This is a genomic window from Streptomyces sp. NPDC107522, from assembly GCF_055657525.1.
Map to the genome: position 1 here is coordinate 40,841 of NZ_JBVKAU010000006.1, position 18,009 is coordinate 58,849.

An 18,009-nucleotide genomic window follows, 5' to 3' on the forward strand; every position below is an offset into this window, starting at 1 on the left:
ATGCCCGATTCCGGTAGCGAGCGCTTGCGTTACCGATTCATGGCCGGGCGCGGGAGATTTCTGGGCGGACGTTGGTCCGCCCTTGACGATCCCCCGCGCCTTTCTTGACCTTTCAAGGAGTCGCAGGAGTCGCAGGAGTCGTCAGGACGCCGTGGGCGTCCAGTTCCCCAGCCAGTCCGCGATCTCCTGCTCGGCGGCCTGCGCGTCGGTCAGCTGCGGACGGTTGCTGCTCGCGGCACCCGAGCCCGCGCCGGTGTTCTTGTACTCGGCGAACCGGTCGTCCTTCCAGGAGAAGCCGCCCATGTCGGACCACGGGGTGGACTTGATCGCGGCGCTGAGGTTGGTCTCCCGGACCGTGGTCTGCGGGTCCACCGTCGTGTCGCCGCCGGGGTGCCAGTTGCGGCCGAGGAAGAAACTGCCGTTGCTCACGTCGCCGTTGACGGTCGAGCTGGTGATGAGGATGCCCTTGCGGTTGGCCTCGGTGCTGGGCGCGGTGACGTATCCGGCGGAGGTGCCGTCCCAGCGCTTCCTCAGCGTGATGACCGACCTGTCGATGACGGCGGTGCCGCGGCCGAAGATGAAGTCGACATTGCCGAGGATGTAGGAGTTCTTGACGTAGACCCGGCCGAGGGTGCCCTTGGCGGCCGTCTCCATCTCCAGGGTGTCCTGGTCGCCGGTGATGATGAGGCTGTCGAGGAACACCTTGTCGGCCTGGGTCAGCAGGGCGACGGCCTGGTGTCCGGAGAGGGACTGGTTGACGGCTTCGTTGAAGTCGTTGGTGACGCTGAGGTTGCGCACCTGCGTGTCGTCGGCCTTGATGCTGAGCGTGGCGCTGCCGGGCGTGCCGTACGTCCCCGACCCGTCGGGCTTGGTCATCCCGGCGGCGTGCCCCTCGACGATGACGGTGTCCTTGCGGCTCGCGCCGGTCCCGACGATCGTCACGTGCGGCTTGTTCGAGGGCACGGTCACGGCCTCGCGGTACGTCCCCGGCTTCACCTGGATGACGACACGGGAGGGGTTGTTCGCCGGTACGGCGTTGATGGCGGCCTGCACGGTCGAGTACTGGCCGGAGCCGTCCTTGGCGACGGTGAGGGTCGTCGCGGCCTTGGTGCTCACCGTGCCGCTGCTCGCCGTGCCGATGGAACTCCTCGGCCCGGCGCCCGACTTGAGCAGGGACGGCACGTTCGCCGCCGTGTCCAGCGAGTACGAGTAGTACGTCTTCGGGTCGAAGGCGGTACCACCGCTCTCGTTACGGCCACTGGTGCCCGAGAAGACGTTGCCGCGCTGGACGAGCGTCGCGGTGCTGTCCTTGATGACGGGGTTGTTGACGCCCTGGAAGTAGGAGTTCTCCAGCACCATCTTGGTCTTGCCGCGCGAGTAGTTGCCGTACGACGACTTGATGTCCGTCCCCGCGACGTCCTCCAGGAAGTTGTTGTAGAGGTGCGCGTGGGCGGCGTTGTCGGTGGACGGGTTGCGCTGCTCGGTCTCACGCACCCAGTTGTGGTGAATGGTGATGTCGGTGACGACGTTGTCCGTCCACCCGATGCCGAAGGCCTTGTTGTCCTGGCTCAGCCTGTTCCAGGACACGGTCACGTAGGTGCTGTCCTTGCGGACGTCGATGAGCCCGTCGGCCATGTGCCGCAGGTCGTTGTGATCGATCCAGACGTGATGAGCACCGTCCATCTGAATCGCGTCGAAGTCGTGGTCCTTGTCGTTCCAGGTGCCCTGGTAGGTGTCCCGGATGGTGAGGTTCCGGATGATCACGTTGTGAACGCCGGAGCCGAGGAAGAAGCCACCGCCGACGATCTGCCCGGAGGTCCCGGATCCGACGATGGTCTTGTCGCTCTGGACCTTGATCTCTTTCCCGACGGGGGAGATGTTGATGGTCCCGGCGACGACGATGACGTACGGCTCGGCGGCCGTGGCGTACTTCTCCAGATCGGCCTGCGTCCTCACGGTGACGATCTGCCCGTCCCGCCCGCCGTAAGTGCCGTTCTGGCCGAGGGCGTTGACGGAGGCGAACCCGTCGGCGGTCGCGGTGGCCCAGGCGGGGGCGGCGGAGGTCGCGGCGGCCGCCTTCTGCTGGGCGCCGGCGCCGAAGAGACCGAGGTCCGTGCCGTAGGCGAAGGTTCCGGCGGCGGTCAGGGCCAGCGGGACCCCGACCGCCAGGGCCTTGCGGCTTCTGCGGTGGCGGGCCTTGCCGTGCTGCTCGCTCATACGGTGATCCGTTCCGTGCGGGGGGATGGTCGCTGCGCGGATCAGTCGCCGCCCCGTGGGGAAAGGTTGCCGGGGCCGGCCTCGATGCGCTCACCACGGCTGACGGACTCGGACGCCTCCTGGTCCGCCTTCGTGCGCGGCGTGAAGGAGGCGGCGTCATCCCGCCGGGATGTCACGGCGGGGCCTGAGCGGATCATTCCGGGCTAACGTCGGTCGTTATGGCCACCGATGCGATCACAGTCGAAGGACTGCGCAAGCGGTACGGGGATGTACAGGCCGTCGACGGGGTCTCGTTCGAGGTCGAGCGCGGCGAGTTCTACGGCATTCTCGGACCGAACGGCGCGGGCAAGACCACCACCCTGGAGATCGTCGAGGGACTGCGCGAGCCCGACGAGGGCACCGTCACCGTGCTCGGCGAGGCGTCCTGGCCGCGCAACCAGGCCCTGTTGCCCCGGATCGGCGTCCAACTCCAGTCCTCCGCCTTCTTCGAGAAGCTCACCGCCCGTGAGCAGATCCACACCTTCGCCTCGCTCTACGGCGTCCCCGGGACAAACGCCGACGCGATGCTGGAGAAGGTCGGCCTGACCGAGAAGGCCGGCGTCCGCGCCGAAAAGCTCTCCGGCGGCCAGATGCAACGGCTCTCCATCGCCTGCGCGCTCGTCCACGACCCGGAGCTGGTCTTCCTCGACGAGCCGACCACGGGCCTCGACCCGCAGGCGCGCCGGAACCTGTGGGATCTGCTGCGCGACATCAACGCCGAGGGCCGCACCGTCGTCCTGACCACCCATTACATGGACGAGGCCGAGACGCTGTGCGACCGGGTGGCGGTGATGGACCACGGCAGAGTCCTGCGAGTCGGCCCGCCCGGCGACCTGATACGCGAGCTGGGGGTGGACTCCCTCGAGGACGTCTTCCTCCAGCTGACCGGACGGGAGTACCGGGAGTGACGACGAGGAAGACGAGGGAGGGGGCGGGGATCCAGTCCTTCCGCAGTCTCAGCAGGGCCATGACGCTGGGCCTGCTGCGTGACCGGACAGCGGTCTTCTTCATGCTGGTCTTCCCCTTGATGTTCCTGGTGTTGCTCGGCACCCTCCTCAAGGACGCCGGCGTCTCCGAGTCGAAGGTGATCCAGGTCGGCGATGTCGCCGTCCTGGACGAGATGCCCGACAAGGAACGCGAGCAGCTCCGTGACGTGCTGCGGATCGAGAAGACGGACGGGTCGGCGGCGGCCCGCGCGGACGCCCTGGAGAAGGTCCGCAAGGGCGACGCCGACGCCGCGGTCACCCAGACCGGGGGAAAGGTCGAACTGCGCTTCTCGGCGGCCGACCTGGTACGGGCGGGGAACGTACGGGGCATCCTGGGATCGATCGTCGAGCGGGCCAACCAGACCGCGACCGGCCGGCCGCCCGCCTACACGCTGACGTCCGGGCAGGTCGAGGACGAGTCGACCAAGCCGATCCAGTTCCTCACGCCCGGCCTGCTCGGCTGGGCGGTGGCCATGGGAGCGGTGTTCGGCACCGCGCTCAACCTGGTCAGCTGGCGCAAGAAACGCATCCTGCGCCGGTTGTGGCTGGCGCCGGTCGACGCCGGCTCGGTGATCGGTGCCCGTATCGGGGTGAACCTGGCCCTGGCCCTCGCACAGACCGCGATCTTCCTGGGCGTGGCCACCCTGCCCTACTTCGGCCTGCGCCTGACCGGCTACTGGTGGCTGTCCTTCCCGCTGATCCTGAGCGGCACGCTGGCCTTCATGTCCATCGGACTGGTCGTCGGCGCCTGGGCCAAGTCGGAGGAGGCCGCCAACGGGATGGCCCAGCTCGTCGTCCTCCCGATGGCCTTCCTCTCCGGCTCCTTCTTCCCGCTCGACTCCGCACCACAGTGGCTTCGTACGGTGTCGGAGATCCTGCCGCTCAAGCATCTCGGCGAGGCGCTGCAGGGCGTACTGTCCCGAGGCGAAGGCTGGTCCGCGGCCCTGCCTGTAATCGCCGGTCTGCTCGGCTTCGCCGCGGTCCTGACCTTGATCGCCGCGCGCCTGTTCCGCTGGGACGAGGCGTAACGCCATCGAGTGAAGCGGGCGGGAAACCTAGACGGAAATGGGTTCGGCCGGGTCACGGTGATCTCATGACAGAGAACGTGATCGTCGGGCCGCTGTCCCGGTCGGAGCCGGTGCGCGGACCGTCCGCGTCGGGACGGTGAGTGCGGCTATGGTCGTAGACACGGCGCGTCGAAGGAGGACATCGATCATGGCTGCACACGCTGCGGAACCCGGTCCCGTCGTCCCCCCCATGCCCGAGCGGACTCCGAAGGCGCTGCGCGAGGCTATTACCCAGCATGCCCCCCAGCTCCTGCCCGACTTCGATGAGCACTGGAAGTGGGCTATCGCCGATGCGTACGACCTTGGCCCCGTGCCCGCGTTCATGGCCCGCTGGTGGGGCGAGTACGCGCTCGCTCGCGACCCCGAGCTGGATGCGCATGTGCTCGACCTCGAACGCCGTGCCGCAGAATCCACCGACATCGCCGAAGCGAAAGCTCTCCTTGAGGAGGCCTCGCAGATTCACCACCGAGTGCAAAAACTGGAGCCCGGCGAGTGACCGACGGATTTATGGGGCCGCCTTGGCAGATGGACTGGCGGCTCGATGCTCTCGCCGTCTTCGAAGCGCTGCCTACGCATGTACGGGAGATGGTCTACGCCGCGCGCGCCGAACTTGTCACGGCGAAAGACCCGTATTTCCGGGGTATCGAGGCCGAAGCCGACCTTCCCGATGACATGAAGGTCAGACCAGACCGGTCCACTGATCCGAAGGGCCGCCACATCTTGTTCTTCGACAACGGACACGGCTGGCTGAAGTACGTTTTCGTACCCCGCATCGAAGACCCCCAGATCATCGTGGAACAGGTCTTCTGGCAGGGCATCTAGAGCACCCCTGGGGGCGCCTCCGGCGGAGCCGTAGCCGCCCCCGGCAGCCGCACCGTCGCCACCGTGCCGCCGCCCTCCGCGCGGGCCAAGATGACCTGCCCGCCCGCCTGCTGAACCGTCCGCGCCACGATCGACAAACCCAGCCCCGACCCCGGCAGCGCCCGCGCGCTCGGGGAACGCCAGAAGCGGTCGAAGACGTAGGGGAGTTCGTCGGCGGGGATCCCGGGGCCGTGGTCGCGGACCGTCAGGACGCCGTCGGCGAGCTGCACCTCGATCGTGCCGCCCTCGGGGCTGAACTTCACCGCGTTGTCGAGGACGTTGACCACCGCGCGCTCCAGGGCCGCCGGTTCCGCCCGTACGAACCAGGGCTGCAGGTCGGCGGTGATCGTCAGCTCCGGTCCGCGGAGGCGGGCGCGACGCAGGGCCGACTCGACCGTGTCCTCCAGCGAGATCACCTGGACGCGTTCGCCACGCTGACCCTCCGAACGGGACAACTCCTGCAAGTCGCCGATCAGGGACGCCAGTTCGGTCATCTGGGCCTTCACCGAGGCGAGGAGGGCCTTGCGGTCCGCCTCGGGGATCGGGCGGCCCGTCTCCTCGCTGCGGGTGAGGAGTTCGATGTTGGTGCGGAGGGAGGTGAGGGGGGTGCGGAGTTCGTGTCCGGCGTCGGCGATCAGCTGTTGCTGGAGTTCGCGGGAGCTGGCCAGGGCCGACGTCATGGAGTTGAAGGAGCGGGAGAGGCGGGCCACCTCGTCCTCGGAGTCCTCCTCGACCGGGATGCGGATGTTCAGGTCCTCGGTGCGGGCCACGTGTTCCACGGCCTCGGTGAGCTTGTCGACGGGGCGGAGGCCGGCGCGGGCCACTGCGAGGCCTGCGGCTCCGGCGCCGAGCACTCCTACGCCGGAGACGAGGAGGAGGATCAGGGCGAGGTCGTTGAGGGTGGACTGGGTGTTCTTGAGCGGGACCGCGATGAGGAGCGCGGTGTCGGGGTAAAGCTGGGGCGGGCTCAATGGGCCCTGGCTGACGACCAGAGGAACGGTATACACGCGCACGGCATTGCCGTCCGTGTCGGTGCCGTTGCGGGTGATTCCGTCGAGGACGTTCCCCGTGCTGCCGGCCGCGTCCTTGATCACGTCCTTGTCGGCGCTGGTGACCTTGACGGTGCCCGCCGATGTCGAGGAGACGCAGGGCGTACCGTCCGCCTTGACCAGCTGGATGTAGGTGCTCTGCATCCGCAGGCCGGTCACGATGCCGGTCTGGTCGGTCGGCACGGTCTGCGGGCAGGCATCGAGGAGCTCCACGACCTGGTTCGACCGCTGCGGCTCGGACATCTTCTTGAGGTCGGCGTCGACCTGGGCGTACAGCTTCCCCTGCACGATGAACCAGCACGTCACCGAAACCGCCGCCACCGCGAACGCCACCGCCGCCGCCACCAGCAGCGCCAGCCGCGACCGGATCGGCAGCGACCGGAACCGGCGCAGAAGCTTGCTCACTCCGCCCCGCCCTGCCGCAGCACATACCCCACACCCCGGACCGTGTGCACGAGCCGCGGCTCGCCGCCCGCCTCGGTCTTGCGGCGCAGGTACATGACGTACACATCAAGGGAGTTGGACGAGGGCTCGAAGTCGAAGCCCCAGACCGCCTTGAGGATCTGCTCCCGGGTCAGCACCTGGCGCGGATGCGCCATGAACATCTCCAGCAGCGTGAACTCCGTACGGGTCAGCTCCACCGGCCGCCCACCCCGCGTGACCTCCCGCGTCGCGAGGTCCATGCGCAGGTCCGCGAAGGTCAGCGCCTCGTCGTCCTCCGCCGGGCCCGCACCGGCCGCCGCCGCGTAGGAGCTGCGCCGCAGCAGGGCCCGGACCCGGGCGAACAGTTCGTCCAGCTCGAAGGGCTTCACGAGGTAGTCGTCGGCACCCGCGTCCAGTCCGGTCACGCGGTCGCCGACCGTGTCGCGGGCCGTCAGCATCAGGATCGGCGTGGTGTCGCCGGCGCCACGGATGCGACGGGCGGCGGTCAGGCCGTCCATGCGGGGCATCTGGATGTCGAGGACCACCAGGTCGGGCCGGTAGGCCGTCGCCTTCTCCAGGGCGTCGGCACCGTCGACCGCGACCTCGGTGCCGTACCCCTCGAAGGCGAGGCTGCGCTGGAGTGCTTCGCGCACCGCCGGCTCGTCGTCGACGATCAGGATGCGCTGGGGGTCACGGTCGCCATCGGCGGGGCTCATGGGCTCGGGATCCTCGGGTGTGATGGGGACAGGGGCTGAGCGGCTCAACGCCTTCAGCCTCGCATGATTCTCGGCTTTGTCGGCGTTCGCGGTTTTTCTCAGCCTCGTACGGTACGGCGGCGGCCGCGGGCCACGGCGGTCCGGCGGCCGGTGCCGGGACCGGCGGTGGTCGCCAGCTCAGGCGCCCGGGACGGGGCCGTCGGAGCGTGCAGGGCGCCGGCGATGGCGAGGGCCAGGGCGAAGTCGCCCGGGCCGACGCCGGTCGCGGTGTGCTCGACCCGCTCGATCTGCTCAACCTGCTGGATCATGACGTACTCCTTCGGCTCTGCGAGCTCGGCTCGGCGAGGTCAGCTCTGGGAACCCGACCGCAGCTTCGCGAGGTCGGACTTGACGGTGTTGATCGGGATGGCGAAGCCGAGGCCCACGCTGCCCGCGTCGGACGAACCCGAGCCGGAGGCCGAGTACATCGCGGAGTTGATGCCGATGATGTTGCCGTTCATGTCGATCAGCGCGCCGCCGGAGTTGCCGGGGTTCAGGGACGCGTCGGTCTGGATCGCCTTGTACGTCGTCGTCGACGAACCGGTGTCGCCGTTGAACTGCTGACCGCCGAACTCGAACGGCCAGCCACCGTCCGGCTGCTGTTGCTGCTGCCCCTCGTCCGTCGAGACGGTCACGTCCCGGTCGAGCGCGGAGACGATGCCGCTGGTGACCGTGCCGGTCAGGCCCTCGGGGGAGCCGATCGCCACGACCTCGTCGCCGACCTGGACGCCGTCGGAGTTGCCGAGCGTGGCCGGTGTCAGCCCGGAGGCGTTGTGCAGCTTGATCAGCGCGAGGTCCTTGCTGCTGTCGGTGCCGACGACCTCGGCGGTGTACTCCTTGCCGTCGCTGGTCTTCACCTTGACCGACGAGGCACCGGAGACGACGTGGTTGTTGGTGATGATCTCGCCGTCACTGGTGATGATCACGCCGGAGCCGGTGGAGGACCCGGCGTTGGACTGGGCGTTGATCTCGACGATGCTCGGGCTGACCGCCTTGGCGACCCCGGACACCGTGCCCTTCTGACTGGACGGGACGACGTTGGTGCTGGTCGAGCTGGCGGCGACGGTGTCGTTGCCGGTCAGCTCCTGTAGGCCGTACGCCGTCCCGCCTCCGATCGCCGCGGCGACGATCGCCACGGCGGCGAGCAGAGCGACGGGACCGCGATTGCGGCGCCGCGCCTTCGGCGCCTGGGCGACGGGCTCGGCGAGGAGAGCGGTGGGGGTTCCGCCGCCGCTCGCCTGGACCGTCGGCTCGTGCGCCGGCGGGGGCGGCCACTCGGGGTTCACCGGGGAGGAGGAGGCGTGCTGCTGGGCGCCCTGGTAGGGGTTCGCGTACTGCTCGTACTCGCCGTCGCGGCGGAAGCTCTCGGTCATGCCGATGAGCTTGTCGCCCGACCATGAGAGCTCCCTGAGTGCTCCCTGAGAAGCCCGGCAGAACCTCGTATGCCCGATATAAAGCCCCCACTGGGGCCACGGGCAGTCCTCTCAGAGAACGCTCAGAGAAGCCACCCAGGGGCGCGGGGAACTGCGCGACGAGCCACACACAACCGGTACCCGCACGCTGTCAGAACCCCTCGAGCTCTTAGGCGCACACGCAAGCTCTCAGGCGCACCCACACGACTTCCGTGCGACCAGCCGCGACGGAAACACCTTCAACCGCTCCCGCCGAGACCCGGCGACCCGCAACCCGTCATCAAGGACCAGATCCACGGCGGCCCGAGCCATGGCCGACCGGTCGGACGCGATGGTCGTGAGCGGCGGATCCGCCAGCGCCGCTTCCTTGATGTCGTCGAACCCGGCGACAGCCAACTCCCCCGGCACATCCAGGCGCAGCTCCCGCGCAGCCCGCAGCACACCGATCGCCTGGTCGTCGGTGGAACAGAAGATCGCCGGCGGCCGGTCAGGACCGGCAAGAATCTCGAGGGCCACGTGATACGCGTCGTAGCGGTTGTACGGCGCCTCGAACAGCCGCCCCTCCGTGGAGACCCCCGCCTCGGCCATCGCCCGCCGCCAGCCCTCGACGTGGTCGGAGACCGGGTCGCCGACCGCCGGTGTCTCCGCGGTGCCGCCCATACAGGCGACGTACTCGTAGCCGTGCTCAAGGAGGTGGCGTACGGCGAGCTGGGCGCCGCCCAGGTCGTCGGTGACGACGGCGACGTCGTCTATGGCCTCGGGCCGCTCGTGGAGGAGGACGACCCGGGCGTCCCAGGCCTCGATCTCGGCGGCGGCGAGGTCGTTCAGGGCGTGGGAGACGAGGATGAGCCCCGAGACCCGCATTCCGAGGAACGCCCGCAGATAGTGGACCTCGCGCTCGCCGACGTAGTCGGAGTTGCCGACGAGGACCATCTTCCCGCGCTCGGCCGCGGCCCACTCGACCGCGTGCGCCATCTCCCCGAAGAAGGGCTGGCGCGCGTCCGGCACGATCAGACCTATGAGATCCGTGCGCCGCGATGCCATCGCCTGGGCCACGCGGTCGGGCCGGTACCCCAGTTCCTTGATCGCGGCGAGGACACGCTCGCGCGTGGCCGGGGCGACCGGCCGGGGTCCGTTGTTGATGACATAGCTGACGACGGCAGTGGAGGTCCCTGCCAGCCGCGCCACGTCATCCCGAGTCACCTTGGCCACGCGCGGAGTCTACGCGGATGGACCCACTCTGGGCAGGGCGTGAAGGAGCTTCCCTGTCGCCCGGCTGCCACTCCGCTGTGCGAATGCGACGCCGGTGCGCCCTGTCCGAGCGGCCGCGTGTGCCTTTCTATGCCTCGGCCCGGAGCTCGACGCCGTCGAGAGCGGCCGTCTCGTCCGGATCTTCCGATTTCGGCCGGTCGGCCTTGGCCTTGGCCTCCTCGGCGGCCCGGTCGACCTTCTCCGGGGTAACGAATCGATAACCGACGTTCCGGACGGTCCCGATGAGTGACTCGTGCTCGGGCCCGAGCTTGGCGCGCAGCCGTCGTACGTGGACGTCGACGGTGCGGGTGCCGCCGAAGTAGTCGTAGCCCCACACCTCCTGGAGCAGCTGCGCGCGCGTGAAGACGCGGCCCGGGTGCTGGGCGAGGTACTTCAGGAGCTCGAACTCCTTGAAGGTCAGGTCGAGGACCCGGCCCTTGAGCTTGGCGCTGTACGTCGCCTCGTCGACCGACAGGTCGCCGTTGCGGATCTCCATGGGGGAGTCGTCGGCGACGATCTGCTGGCGGCCCATGGCGAGCCGCAGCCGCGCCTCGACCTCGGCGGGACCGGCCGTGTCGAGGAGTACGTCGTCGATGCCCCAGTCGGCGGTGACGGCGGCGAGGCCGCCCTCGGTGACGACGAGGACGAGGGGGCAGCCGGGGCCGGTGGAGCGCAGCAGCTGGCAGAGGCTGCGGACCTGCGGCAGGTCACGTCGGCCGTCGATGAGGATGACGTCGGCGCCGGGGGTGTCGACGAGGGCGGGTCCCTCCGCCGGTGCCACCCGCACGTTGTGCAGCAGCAGGCCGAGAGCCGGGAGCACCTCCGTCGACGGCTGGAGGGCATTGGTCAGGAGCAGCAGAGAACTCATACGTCTGGTTCCTCCTCGGTCCCTGCGAGGACATGTGCGGTACGGAACTGCTCTGCGATCCCGAAGGCCCCGTACACCTGCGGTTTCCCGCGTCGTATACAACGCTTCCGAAAGCACAAAAGGACCCGGGGGCTACGCTGCCCGAGTCCTCTGCCCAGCAGAATAGCCCACATGAGCAACGGTCCGGCAGGTCATGTGGCACGATCGACGGTTCGTCCGAACTCTGAGACATCCAGACGTACACCTTTGCGGACGTTTCTGCACACGGACGACGGCGTGACGATCGATTCCGTATACGACCCGGGTGCGGTCGTATACGACTCCTTCCGTCCACCTGCCGGTGACCTGGTGTTCGTCGTCGCCCACGGCTTCACCGGGGACGTGGACCGGCCACATGTGCGACGCGGTGGCGGAGGCCTTCACGCGGTACGGCGCCGTCGTCACCTTCTCCTTCCGGGGGCACGGGGCGTCGGGCGGGCGGTCGACCGTGGGGGACCGTGAGGTGCTCGACCTGGCGGCCGCGGTGCGGTGGGCCCGCGAACTCGGGCACGCGCGCGTGGTGACCGTCGGCTTCTCCATGGGCGGCTCGGTGGTGCTGCGGCATGCGGCGCTGTACCGGCCGGAGGGATCGGGGCGCGAGGGGCGCGCGGAGGCGCACGCGGATGCGGTGGTGTCGGTGAGCGCCCCCGCCCGCTGGTACTACCGGGGTACGGCCCCGATGCGGAAGCTGCACTGGCTGGTGACCCGGCCCGAGGGGCGTCTGGTGGGCCGCTACGGATTCCGTACCCGGATCCACCACCGGGAGTGGAACCCGGTACCGATGTCCCCGGTGGAAGCGGTCCCGCACATCGCGCCGACCCCGCTGCTGATCGTGCACGGCGACCGCGACGGCTACTTCCCCCTCGACCACCCCCGCATGCTGGCCCAGGCGGCCGGTGACCACGGCGAACTGTGGCTGGAGCCGGGCATGGGGCACGCCGAGCACGCGGCCACCGACGCTCTGCTGGACCGCATCGGGGGCTGGGCCGGCGCACAGGGCGGCTAGCCTGACGGAGTACACAGCCGATCGAATGAGTCGATTGAGGAACCGGATGCCAAAGGTCACGGTGCGCTACTGGGCCGCCGCGAAGGCCGCGGCCGGGATCGCCGAGGAGCCGTTCGACGCGGCCACGCTCGCCGAGGCGCTCGACGCGGTGCGTGAGCGACACCCCGGGGAACTGACGCGCGTACTGCGGCGATGCTCGTTCCTCGTCGACGGTGACCCCGTGGGCACCCGCGGACATGAGACGGTACGGCTGGCCGACGGCGGCACGGTCGAGGTGCTCCCGCCGTTCGCAGGAGGGTGACGATGACCGACCAGCCGTATCAGGGACAGGGATACGAGGGGTACGACCCGTATCAGCAGCCCGCGCCGACCCCGACCCCGGCGCCGCAGGCCTGGCCCGGGCAGCAGCCGCACGACGATCCGCAGGCCGCCCAGCAGTACACGCAGCAGTGGCAGGGGCAGACCTGGGAGACCCAGGTGCAGCCCCCGGTGCCGTCGGCCTCGGCGGCCGAGACGTCGTATCTGCCGTCGCAGGGGGCGGGGGCGGCGTATGCGGGGTACCAGGGCGGTGACTCGTCCGGGTACCGGGCGGGAGGCTGGGACGGGGTGCCGCAAGGCCGGCAGCCCCAGACCCAGCAGGCTCAGGCCCAGCAGGCCCACATGCAGGCTCAGGCCCAGCAGGCCCATATGCAGTCGCAGGCCCACGTCCACTCTCAGGCCCAAGCCCAGGCCCAGGCTCAAGCCCAGGGCCAGTTCCAGGCACCCGCGCAGCCGCGGAGCCACATGCAGGCTCCGGCTCCCCAGCCCGAGACGGAGGTAGAGCCGGGCGACGATCCCGGCTACGGCCCCGCCACTGTCTCCGGCAACGCCCGCATCACCGACGCCCAGCGGGCCCGGCTGGAGGGCCGTTCGCCGATCATCGAGCCGGGGATGCAGCCGGCCGCGCTCACGGCGCTGCTGGGGCTGCTGCTCTCGGCGACGGCGGCGGTCGGGACGTACGCCCTTCTGGTGCCCCTCGTCGTCCTTCAGGCCGTGACTGCGGCGGGCTGGTTCCGGCTGAACGGCATGTGGCCCGCCCGGCAGGGCATCGCGCTGGCCTTCGCGGGCGCGCTGACGGCGGACGTGGCGCTGCTGGTGGCCGACGGGGCGCCGGCGGCGATCCTCGGGACGCTGGGCGTGTGGGTGCTGCTGGCGCTGGTCCTGCAGCTCCGTTCGCACGCGGAGCCGGACGAGCGGATGTACGGCCTGATGGCGGCGGTTGCCTCGGCGGCGCTGTCGATCGTCGCGGCCGGGTATCTCGCGGCGGACGCGGATGCGGTGACCGTGGGTGCGATGGCGGTCGCGGTCGCCGTTCTGGCGCGGGCGCTGCCGTTGCCGACGCCGGCCTCTGTCGTGGTCGCCTTGCTTGCGGCGGCCGGGGCGGGGGTCGCCGGGGGCGCGATGACCGGGGCGGGGGCCGGTGGGGCGCTGCTCGGGGTGGGGGCTGGTGTGTGTGCGCTGATCGGCCACCGCGTCGCCAGTTACGACTATCCGTCGAGGTTCGTCCACTTCACGGCGGGCGTCGCGCTGCCGCTGTCGGCTGCGGCGCCGGTGGTGTACGTGCTGGGGCGGGCGCTGCTCTGACGCCGGGACGGTTCTTCGCCCCCGCCGCCCCTACCCGTCCCATCCTGAAGGGGCTCCGCCCCTTCGACCCCGCCAGGGGGCTCCGCCCCCTGGACCCCCGTCGGCCCTGAAGGGGCCTTGTCCTCAAACGCCGGACGGGCTGGACGACGCGGACCCGCGCTGAGAAGTGGCGGTCCGGCATCGTCCCCAAGGGGCGCGGGGAACTGCGCGACCAGCCCCCGACGGCCGTTCGTCGCGCACTCGGCGTCAGTCACCACGGCGCGAGCGAAGCCCCCCGCTGTCACAGGTGATCGACAATCCCCCGGTCTTCCCCCACCGCAGGGTTACGCTCGCGCTGGACGGCCACCCGGTCGTCCTGACCAATCGTGACCGATCCTGATCGTGTGACCGTCATCCTTTGATGACCGCCGAGGTGGGGGGAACACCACAACATGCGCGCCCTGCGGATACTGCTGATCACCGTCGTGATACTCGGCGGCCTCTTCGTGCTGGCCGACCGGCTCGCCGTCGGGTTCGCCGAGGACGAGGCGGCCGGCAAGCTCCAGGCCAACGAGAACCTCGCCGCCGCCCCGGACGTGTCGATCAAGGGCTTTCCCTTCCTGACCCAGGTCGCGAGCGGCACGCTGGACGACGTCGAGGTCGGCATCAAGGACTACGAGGCCACGACCGGCACCGACGGCAAGACGATCCGGATCGACGACCTCAAGGCGAACATGAAGGGCGTCGAGTTCTCCGGCGACTACAGCTCCGCCACCGCGGCCACCGCCACCGGCACCGCGTCCATCACCTACGCCGAGCTGCTGAAGACCGCCAAGTCCGAGCCCACCCAGGTCGCCCCCGGCGTCACCGCCAACGTCATCGGCCTCTCCGACGGCGGCAACGGCAAGATCAAGGTCGCCGTCGAGGCCACCGTCCTCGGTAACAAGCTGCCCGAGCCGGTCTACGTCCTCAGCTCCGTCACCGCCCAGGGCGACACCGTCCGGGTGCACGCCGACACCCTGCCCAGCTTCGGCGGCACCACCATCGCCGAGGCCCGGGTCCGCGCGATCACCGACTTCGAGCAGAAGATCGACGGCCTCCCCGGCGGCATCCAGCTCGACAAGGTCCAGGCGGCGAAGGACGGCGTCGAGATCACGGTGAAGGGTTCGAACGTCCGCCTCGCCGGGTAGTACGGGGCCGGAACGGTCCGTACGGCCGGTGCGCACCATACGGATCGGCGCGCGTGTCCGAGTGGCGAGACGACACCGTCCGCACCGTAGATGTGACCGCGACTGCACGGGTCCGCGAGCCGCGCCACTACGCCCTCTTGAGTGATTCCATCCCGCATCCCGGACGATCGTGTCTCGACATATGACACACCGGTGACACGCCCGCCTGTCCGTCCCTACGATCGAGCCCATGAAGCGACAGGCGGATCTCACGAAGCGGCGGGCAGTAGACCTGTGCCGCGTTGCCGCCATGCTCTGTCGCCCCTTCTGAGCGGAAGCTCCGACTTCTGCGTTTCCCCCCGCCCTGACCAGGGCACAGGTGCGCCGTCTCGGCACGAGCGCGCGCACCCCACGCACTCGCACGCCCCGCCGCCGCAACTGCCCCGGAGGAGAGAAGAGCATGAGCCGCAGCGACGTCCTCGTTGACGCCGACTGGGTCCAGGAGAACCTGGACAACCCCAACATCGCGATCGTGGAGGTGGACGAAGACACGTCCGCCTACGAGAAGAACCACATCCGCAACGCGATCCGCATCGACTGGACGAAGGACCTGCAGGACCCGGTCCGCCGTGACTTCATCGACCAGGAGGGCTTCGAGAAGCTCCTGTCGGCGAAGGGCATCGCCAACGACACGCTGGTGATCCTCTACGGCGGCAACAACAACTGGTTCGCGTCCTACGCCTACTGGTACTTCAAGCTCTACGGCCACGAGAACGTCAAGCTTCTCGACGGCGGCCGCAAGAAGTGGGAGCTGGACGCCCGCGAGCTGGTCGAGGAGGTGCCCGAGCGCCCGACGACCGAGTACAAGGCCAAGGCCCAGGACACCTCCATCCGCGCCTTCCGTGACGACGTCGTCGCCGCGATCGGCTCGCAGAACCTGGTCGACGTCCGGTCGCCCGACGAGTTCTCCGGCAAGCTGCTCGCTCCGGCCCACCTGCCGCAGGAGCAGTCGCAGCGTCCGGGCCACGTCCCGACCGCCCGCAACATCCCGTGGTCGAAGAACGCCAACGACGACGGCACCTTCAAGTCGGACGAGGAGCTCAAGGAGCTCTACGCCGAGGAGCAGGTGGACCTGGCGAAGGACACCATCGCCTACTGCCGTATCGGTGAGCGCTCCGCGCTGACGTGGTTCGTCCTGCACGAGCTGCTCGGTGTGGAGAACGTCAAGAACTACGACGGCTCCTGGACCGAGTACGGCTCCCTGGTCGGCGTCCCGATCGAGCTCGGCGCCAACAAGTAACAACCCACCCGCAGAACCCGACCGGCCTTCCTTCCGGTCAGACCCCTCTTGGAGAAAGACATGTGTGGAGCGAAGGCCGGCGGCCCCGACGCCTCGACGATCAAGCCCGGTGAGACCACGATCCAGGGTCAGGTGACCCGCGACGGCGAGCCGGTGACGGGCTACGTCCGTCTGCTGGACTCGACCGGCGAGTTCACCGCGGAGGTCCCCACCTCCGCCACGGGCCAGTTCCGCTTCTACGCGGCCGAGGGCACCTGGACCGTACGTGCGCTCGTCCCCGGCGGCACCGCCGACCGCACGGTCGTCGTCGCCGAGAAGGGCGCTCTCGCCGAGGTCGCGATCGCGGTCTGAGCGACTGCTGCAGCCGAAGGGCCGCACCCCACGGGTTGGACACCCGGGGCGCGGCCCTTCGTCATGCCCGGTGCGCCCCGGCAGTACGGGCCTACGCTGGACGTATGTACGCACGGCGACGTCGCGTGGCCCCTCCTTGATGCGTCCTTTTGCACTGCTTCGCAGGCTGCGGGGCGCTGCGCCGGACTCCGTCCGTCGGCTCTCGGTAGCCCTCTCGCCTCGTCCGAGTCGCACCTCATCCGGCTCACGCTGAAGCCCCCGGCCTGCGCCTACCCTGGACTTATGTACGCACGGCGACGTCACGTGGCCCCTCCTTGATGCGTCCCTTGCACTGCTTCGCAGGCTGCGGGGCGCTGCGCCGGACTCCGTCCGTCGACTCTCGGTAGCCCTCTCGCCTCGCCCGAGTCGCACCTCATCCGGCTCACGCTGAAGCCCCCGGCCTGCGCCTACCCTGGACTTATGTACGCACGGCGACGTCACGTGTACTTCGCCATGATGGGGACGTGCATCGCGCTCTTCGTCCTGGCCTGGGGTGTCGTGCGCCTCTGGTCGGTCCCGGTGGCCGTGGGGATGTGCGTCGTAGCCATGGTCATCCCGCCGCTCGCCGCGATGGTCGCCAACCGGCGGGGCCCGGAGGACCGCTGGTGGGACGACCCGTCCGGGGATCCTCAGTCCGACGAGTGGTGGGACGAACTGGACGGCAAGAGGCGGCCGCGGTGAGCGTCGGGGCGCCGACGCGGGGGAGGACCCGGTGAGACTGACGGCGGCGACACTGGACGCGCCGAACGCGCGTGAGCTGGCGGAGTTCTACCTACGGCTGCTGCCCGACTGGCGGGTCCGGCGCGGGGAGGACGGGCCGGACTGGGTGCACATCCGGCCGTCGGACGGCGGGACGGGACTGTCGTTCCAGACCGCACCCCGGTACGTGCCGCCCGTCTGGCCGAGCGCGCCGGGCCGGCAGCAGATGATGGTGCACCTCGACATCGAGGTCGACGACCTGGAGCGCGAGACCGCCCGGGCCGTGGCCGAGGGCGCCCGGCTCGCCGCGTACCAGCCCCAGCGGAACGTCAGGGTCCTGCTCGACCCGGCCGGACACCCGTTCTGCCTGTACGTCGACGCCGGGGAGTAGGGCCCATGGCCGGCCCCTCCAGGGCCTAGTAGACCAGCGCCTGCGTGTCCTCTCCCAGCGCCTCCTGCACGAACACCTGCGCCCCCGCGATCCGTACGCCCTCGAGGACGTCCTTCTCGGTGATGTCCCGGCGGGCCGCGCACTGCGTGCACAGGGTCACGCGTCCGCCTGCCAGCAGCGAGTCGAGCAGGTCGGGCAGCGGGGCGGCGTGCGGCAGCTCGAACTCGGCGGCGCGGCCCGGCAGGGCGAACCAGGCGGACTCACCCGTGAGCCACAGGGACACCTCGACCCCGCTCGCCACGGCCACCGCCGCCACCGTGAACGCCTGCGAGCAGCGCTCGGGGGCGTCCGCCCCGGCCGTCACCTTGATCACGAGCTTCTTCGCCATGCCCGAATCGTAATCAACTCCCTTGCGACTCCGCGCAACCCCAAGCCTTGGCCATGAGTCTCCTGTGCGCGCGTCATACGGAATGCGCGCTTCACTT

20 protein-coding genes and 1 pseudogene are annotated in these 18,009 nt (G+C 69.7%); 13 read left to right on the forward strand and 8 right to left on the reverse strand.

Annotated elements, in window-relative coordinates:
- Positions 1-141: 141 nt before the first annotated feature.
- On the reverse strand, positions 142-2,217 hold the full coding sequence (locus tag ACZ7L6_RS20390) for a pectinesterase family protein (protein WP_471925806.1): 2,076 nt from the start codon (positions 2,215-2,217) through the stop codon (positions 142-144).
- 218 nt (positions 2,218-2,435) lie between these two features.
- Here ACZ7L6_RS20390 and ACZ7L6_RS20395 point away from each other — a divergent pair, with 218 nt between their 5' ends.
- The 4 genes from ACZ7L6_RS20395 (at position 2,436) to ACZ7L6_RS20410 (ending at position 5,131) form a co-directional block, all read left to right on the forward strand.
- Positions 2,436-3,164, forward strand: coding sequence for an ABC transporter ATP-binding protein (locus ACZ7L6_RS20395; RefSeq protein WP_471925808.1), 729 nt, complete (start codon positions 2,436-2,438; stop codon positions 3,162-3,164).
- Positions 3,161-4,270, forward strand: coding sequence for an ABC transporter permease (locus tag ACZ7L6_RS20400; protein ID WP_471925810.1), 1,110 nt, complete (start codon positions 3,161-3,163; stop codon positions 4,268-4,270). Before ACZ7L6_RS20395 ends, ACZ7L6_RS20400 begins: the two co-directional genes overlap by 4 nt.
- A 187-nt stretch (positions 4,271-4,457) precedes the next feature.
- Positions 4,458-4,805: a DUF6247 family protein gene (locus ACZ7L6_RS20405; RefSeq protein ID WP_471925812.1), complete on the forward strand. Its 348-nt coding sequence runs from the start codon at positions 4,458-4,460 to the stop codon at positions 4,803-4,805.
- Positions 4,802-5,131, forward strand: coding sequence for a hypothetical protein (locus ACZ7L6_RS20410; RefSeq protein ID WP_471925814.1), 330 nt, complete (start codon positions 4,802-4,804; stop codon positions 5,129-5,131). The genes ACZ7L6_RS20405 and ACZ7L6_RS20410 overlap by 4 nt, the downstream gene beginning before the upstream one ends.
- Here the strand turns inward: ACZ7L6_RS20410 and ACZ7L6_RS20415 are convergent.
- From ACZ7L6_RS20415 to ACZ7L6_RS20440, 6 genes are all read right to left on the reverse strand, one after another.
- The gene (locus tag ACZ7L6_RS20415; RefSeq protein ID WP_471925816.1) at positions 5,128-6,624 is read right to left on the reverse strand and encodes a sensor histidine kinase; all 1,497 of its coding nucleotides are present in this window, start codon (positions 6,622-6,624) and stop codon (positions 5,128-5,130) included. The two genes, ACZ7L6_RS20410 and ACZ7L6_RS20415, sit on opposite strands and share 4 nt — an antisense overlap.
- Positions 6,621-7,358, reverse strand: coding sequence for a response regulator transcription factor (locus ACZ7L6_RS20420; protein ID WP_471925818.1), 738 nt, complete (start codon positions 7,356-7,358; stop codon positions 6,621-6,623). The genes ACZ7L6_RS20415 and ACZ7L6_RS20420 overlap by 4 nt, the downstream gene beginning before the upstream one ends.
- A gap of 98 nt (positions 7,359-7,456) precedes the next feature.
- Positions 7,457-7,666: a hypothetical protein gene (locus ACZ7L6_RS20425; RefSeq protein ID WP_471925820.1), complete on the reverse strand. Its 210-nt coding sequence runs from the start codon at positions 7,664-7,666 to the stop codon at positions 7,457-7,459.
- 39 nt (positions 7,667-7,705) lie between these two features.
- Positions 7,706-8,770 (reverse strand): S1C family serine protease, encoded by a 1,065-nt coding sequence (locus ACZ7L6_RS20430; protein ID WP_471925822.1) that lies wholly within the window; start codon positions 8,768-8,770, stop codon positions 7,706-7,708.
- A gap of 228 nt (positions 8,771-8,998) precedes the next feature.
- Complete coding sequence (locus tag ACZ7L6_RS20435; protein ID WP_471925824.1) at positions 8,999-10,021, reverse strand: LacI family DNA-binding transcriptional regulator; 1,023 nt, start codon at positions 10,019-10,021, stop codon at positions 8,999-9,001.
- Between the two features lie 127 nt (positions 10,022-10,148).
- Positions 10,149-10,928 carry a winged helix-turn-helix transcriptional regulator gene (locus tag ACZ7L6_RS20440; protein ID WP_471925826.1) on the reverse strand — a complete coding sequence of 260 codons (780 nt, stop codon included), beginning with the start codon at positions 10,926-10,928 and terminating at the stop codon, positions 10,149-10,151.
- Between the two features lie 171 nt (positions 10,929-11,099).
- Here ACZ7L6_RS20440 and ACZ7L6_RS20445 point away from each other — a divergent pair.
- From ACZ7L6_RS20445 to ACZ7L6_RS20485, 9 genes and pseudogenes are all read left to right on the forward strand, one after another.
- Positions 11,100-11,973: pseudogene (locus tag ACZ7L6_RS20445) on the forward strand (alpha/beta hydrolase).
- 46 nt (positions 11,974-12,019) lie between these two features.
- Positions 12,020-12,274 carry a MoaD/ThiS family protein gene (locus ACZ7L6_RS20450; protein ID WP_232033391.1) on the forward strand — a complete coding sequence of 85 codons (255 nt, stop codon included), beginning with the start codon at positions 12,020-12,022 and terminating at the stop codon, positions 12,272-12,274.
- Between the two features lie 2 nt (positions 12,275-12,276).
- Positions 12,277-13,596 (forward strand): hypothetical protein, encoded by a 1,320-nt coding sequence (locus ACZ7L6_RS20455; RefSeq protein WP_471925828.1) that lies wholly within the window; start codon positions 12,277-12,279, stop codon positions 13,594-13,596.
- 431 nt (positions 13,597-14,027) lie between these two features.
- Positions 14,028-14,765, forward strand: a complete 738-nt coding sequence (locus ACZ7L6_RS20460; RefSeq protein ID WP_471925830.1) for an LmeA family phospholipid-binding protein — start codon at positions 14,028-14,030, stop codon at positions 14,763-14,765.
- 229 nt (positions 14,766-14,994) lie between these two features.
- The gene (locus tag ACZ7L6_RS20465; RefSeq protein WP_350751515.1) at positions 14,995-15,075 is read left to right on the forward strand and encodes an Ms5788A family Cys-rich leader peptide; all 81 of its coding nucleotides are present in this window, start codon (positions 14,995-14,997) and stop codon (positions 15,073-15,075) included.
- Positions 15,076-15,204: 129 nt separating this feature from the next.
- The gene (locus tag ACZ7L6_RS20470; RefSeq protein WP_471925832.1) at positions 15,205-16,044 is read left to right on the forward strand and encodes a sulfurtransferase; all 840 of its coding nucleotides are present in this window, start codon (positions 15,205-15,207) and stop codon (positions 16,042-16,044) included.
- Positions 16,045-16,104: 60 nt separating this feature from the next.
- Complete coding sequence (locus ACZ7L6_RS20475) at positions 16,105-16,395, forward strand: DUF1416 domain-containing protein (RefSeq protein ID WP_043502058.1); 291 nt, start codon at positions 16,105-16,107, stop codon at positions 16,393-16,395.
- A 459-nt stretch (positions 16,396-16,854) separates the two neighbouring features.
- Entirely contained in the window at positions 16,855-17,115 is a 261-nt protein-coding gene (locus tag ACZ7L6_RS20480; protein WP_471925834.1) for a DUF3099 domain-containing protein, read from the forward strand.
- A gap of 31 nt (positions 17,116-17,146) precedes the next feature.
- The gene (locus tag ACZ7L6_RS20485) at positions 17,147-17,524 is read left to right on the forward strand and encodes a VOC family protein (protein WP_471925836.1); all 378 of its coding nucleotides are present in this window, start codon (positions 17,147-17,149) and stop codon (positions 17,522-17,524) included.
- Positions 17,525-17,549: 25 nt separating this feature from the next.
- On the opposite strand, the gene ACZ7L6_RS20490 is transcribed toward ACZ7L6_RS20485, so the two are convergent.
- The gene (locus tag ACZ7L6_RS20490; protein ID WP_471925838.1) at positions 17,550-17,912 is read right to left on the reverse strand and encodes a DsrE family protein; all 363 of its coding nucleotides are present in this window, start codon (positions 17,910-17,912) and stop codon (positions 17,550-17,552) included.
- Between the last annotated feature and the right edge of the window lie 97 nt (positions 17,913-18,009).

Coding starts and splice junctions, on each gene's coding strand:
- ACZ7L6_RS20390 (WP_471925806.1), bottom strand. CDS start 2,217: ATGAGCGAGCAGCACGGCAAGGCCCGCCACCGCAGAAGCCGCAAGGCC.
- ACZ7L6_RS20395 (WP_471925808.1), top strand. CDS start 2,436: ATGGCCACCGATGCGATCACAGTCGAAGGACTGCGCAAGCGGTACGGG.
- ACZ7L6_RS20405 (WP_471925812.1), top strand. CDS start 4,458: ATGGCTGCACACGCTGCGGAACCCGGTCCCGTCGTCCCCCCCATGCCC.
- ACZ7L6_RS20420 (WP_471925818.1), bottom strand. CDS start 7,358: ATGAGCCCCGCCGATGGCGACCGTGACCCCCAGCGCATCCTGATCGTC.
- ACZ7L6_RS20425 (WP_471925820.1), bottom strand. CDS start 7,666: ATGATCCAGCAGGTTGAGCAGATCGAGCGGGTCGAGCACACCGCGACC.
- ACZ7L6_RS20430 (WP_471925822.1), bottom strand. CDS start 8,770: ATGACCGAGAGCTTCCGCCGCGACGGCGAGTACGAGCAGTACGCGAAC.
- ACZ7L6_RS20440 (WP_471925826.1), bottom strand. CDS start 10,928: ATGAGTTCTCTGCTGCTCCTGACCAATGCCCTCCAGCCGTCGACGGAG.
- ACZ7L6_RS20450 (WP_232033391.1), top strand. CDS start 12,020: ATGCCAAAGGTCACGGTGCGCTACTGGGCCGCCGCGAAGGCCGCGGCC.
- ACZ7L6_RS20455 (WP_471925828.1), top strand. CDS start 12,277: ATGACCGACCAGCCGTATCAGGGACAGGGATACGAGGGGTACGACCCG.
- ACZ7L6_RS20460 (WP_471925830.1), top strand. CDS start 14,028: ATGCGCGCCCTGCGGATACTGCTGATCACCGTCGTGATACTCGGCGGC.
- ACZ7L6_RS20465 (WP_350751515.1), top strand. CDS start 14,995: ATGAAGCGACAGGCGGATCTCACGAAGCGGCGGGCAGTAGACCTGTGC.
- ACZ7L6_RS20470 (WP_471925832.1), top strand. CDS start 15,205: ATGAGCCGCAGCGACGTCCTCGTTGACGCCGACTGGGTCCAGGAGAAC.
- ACZ7L6_RS20475 (WP_043502058.1), top strand. CDS start 16,105: ATGTGTGGAGCGAAGGCCGGCGGCCCCGACGCCTCGACGATCAAGCCC.
- ACZ7L6_RS20480 (WP_471925834.1), top strand. CDS start 16,855: ATGTACGCACGGCGACGTCACGTGTACTTCGCCATGATGGGGACGTGC.
- ACZ7L6_RS20490 (WP_471925838.1), bottom strand. CDS start 17,912: ATGGCGAAGAAGCTCGTGATCAAGGTGACGGCCGGGGCGGACGCCCCC.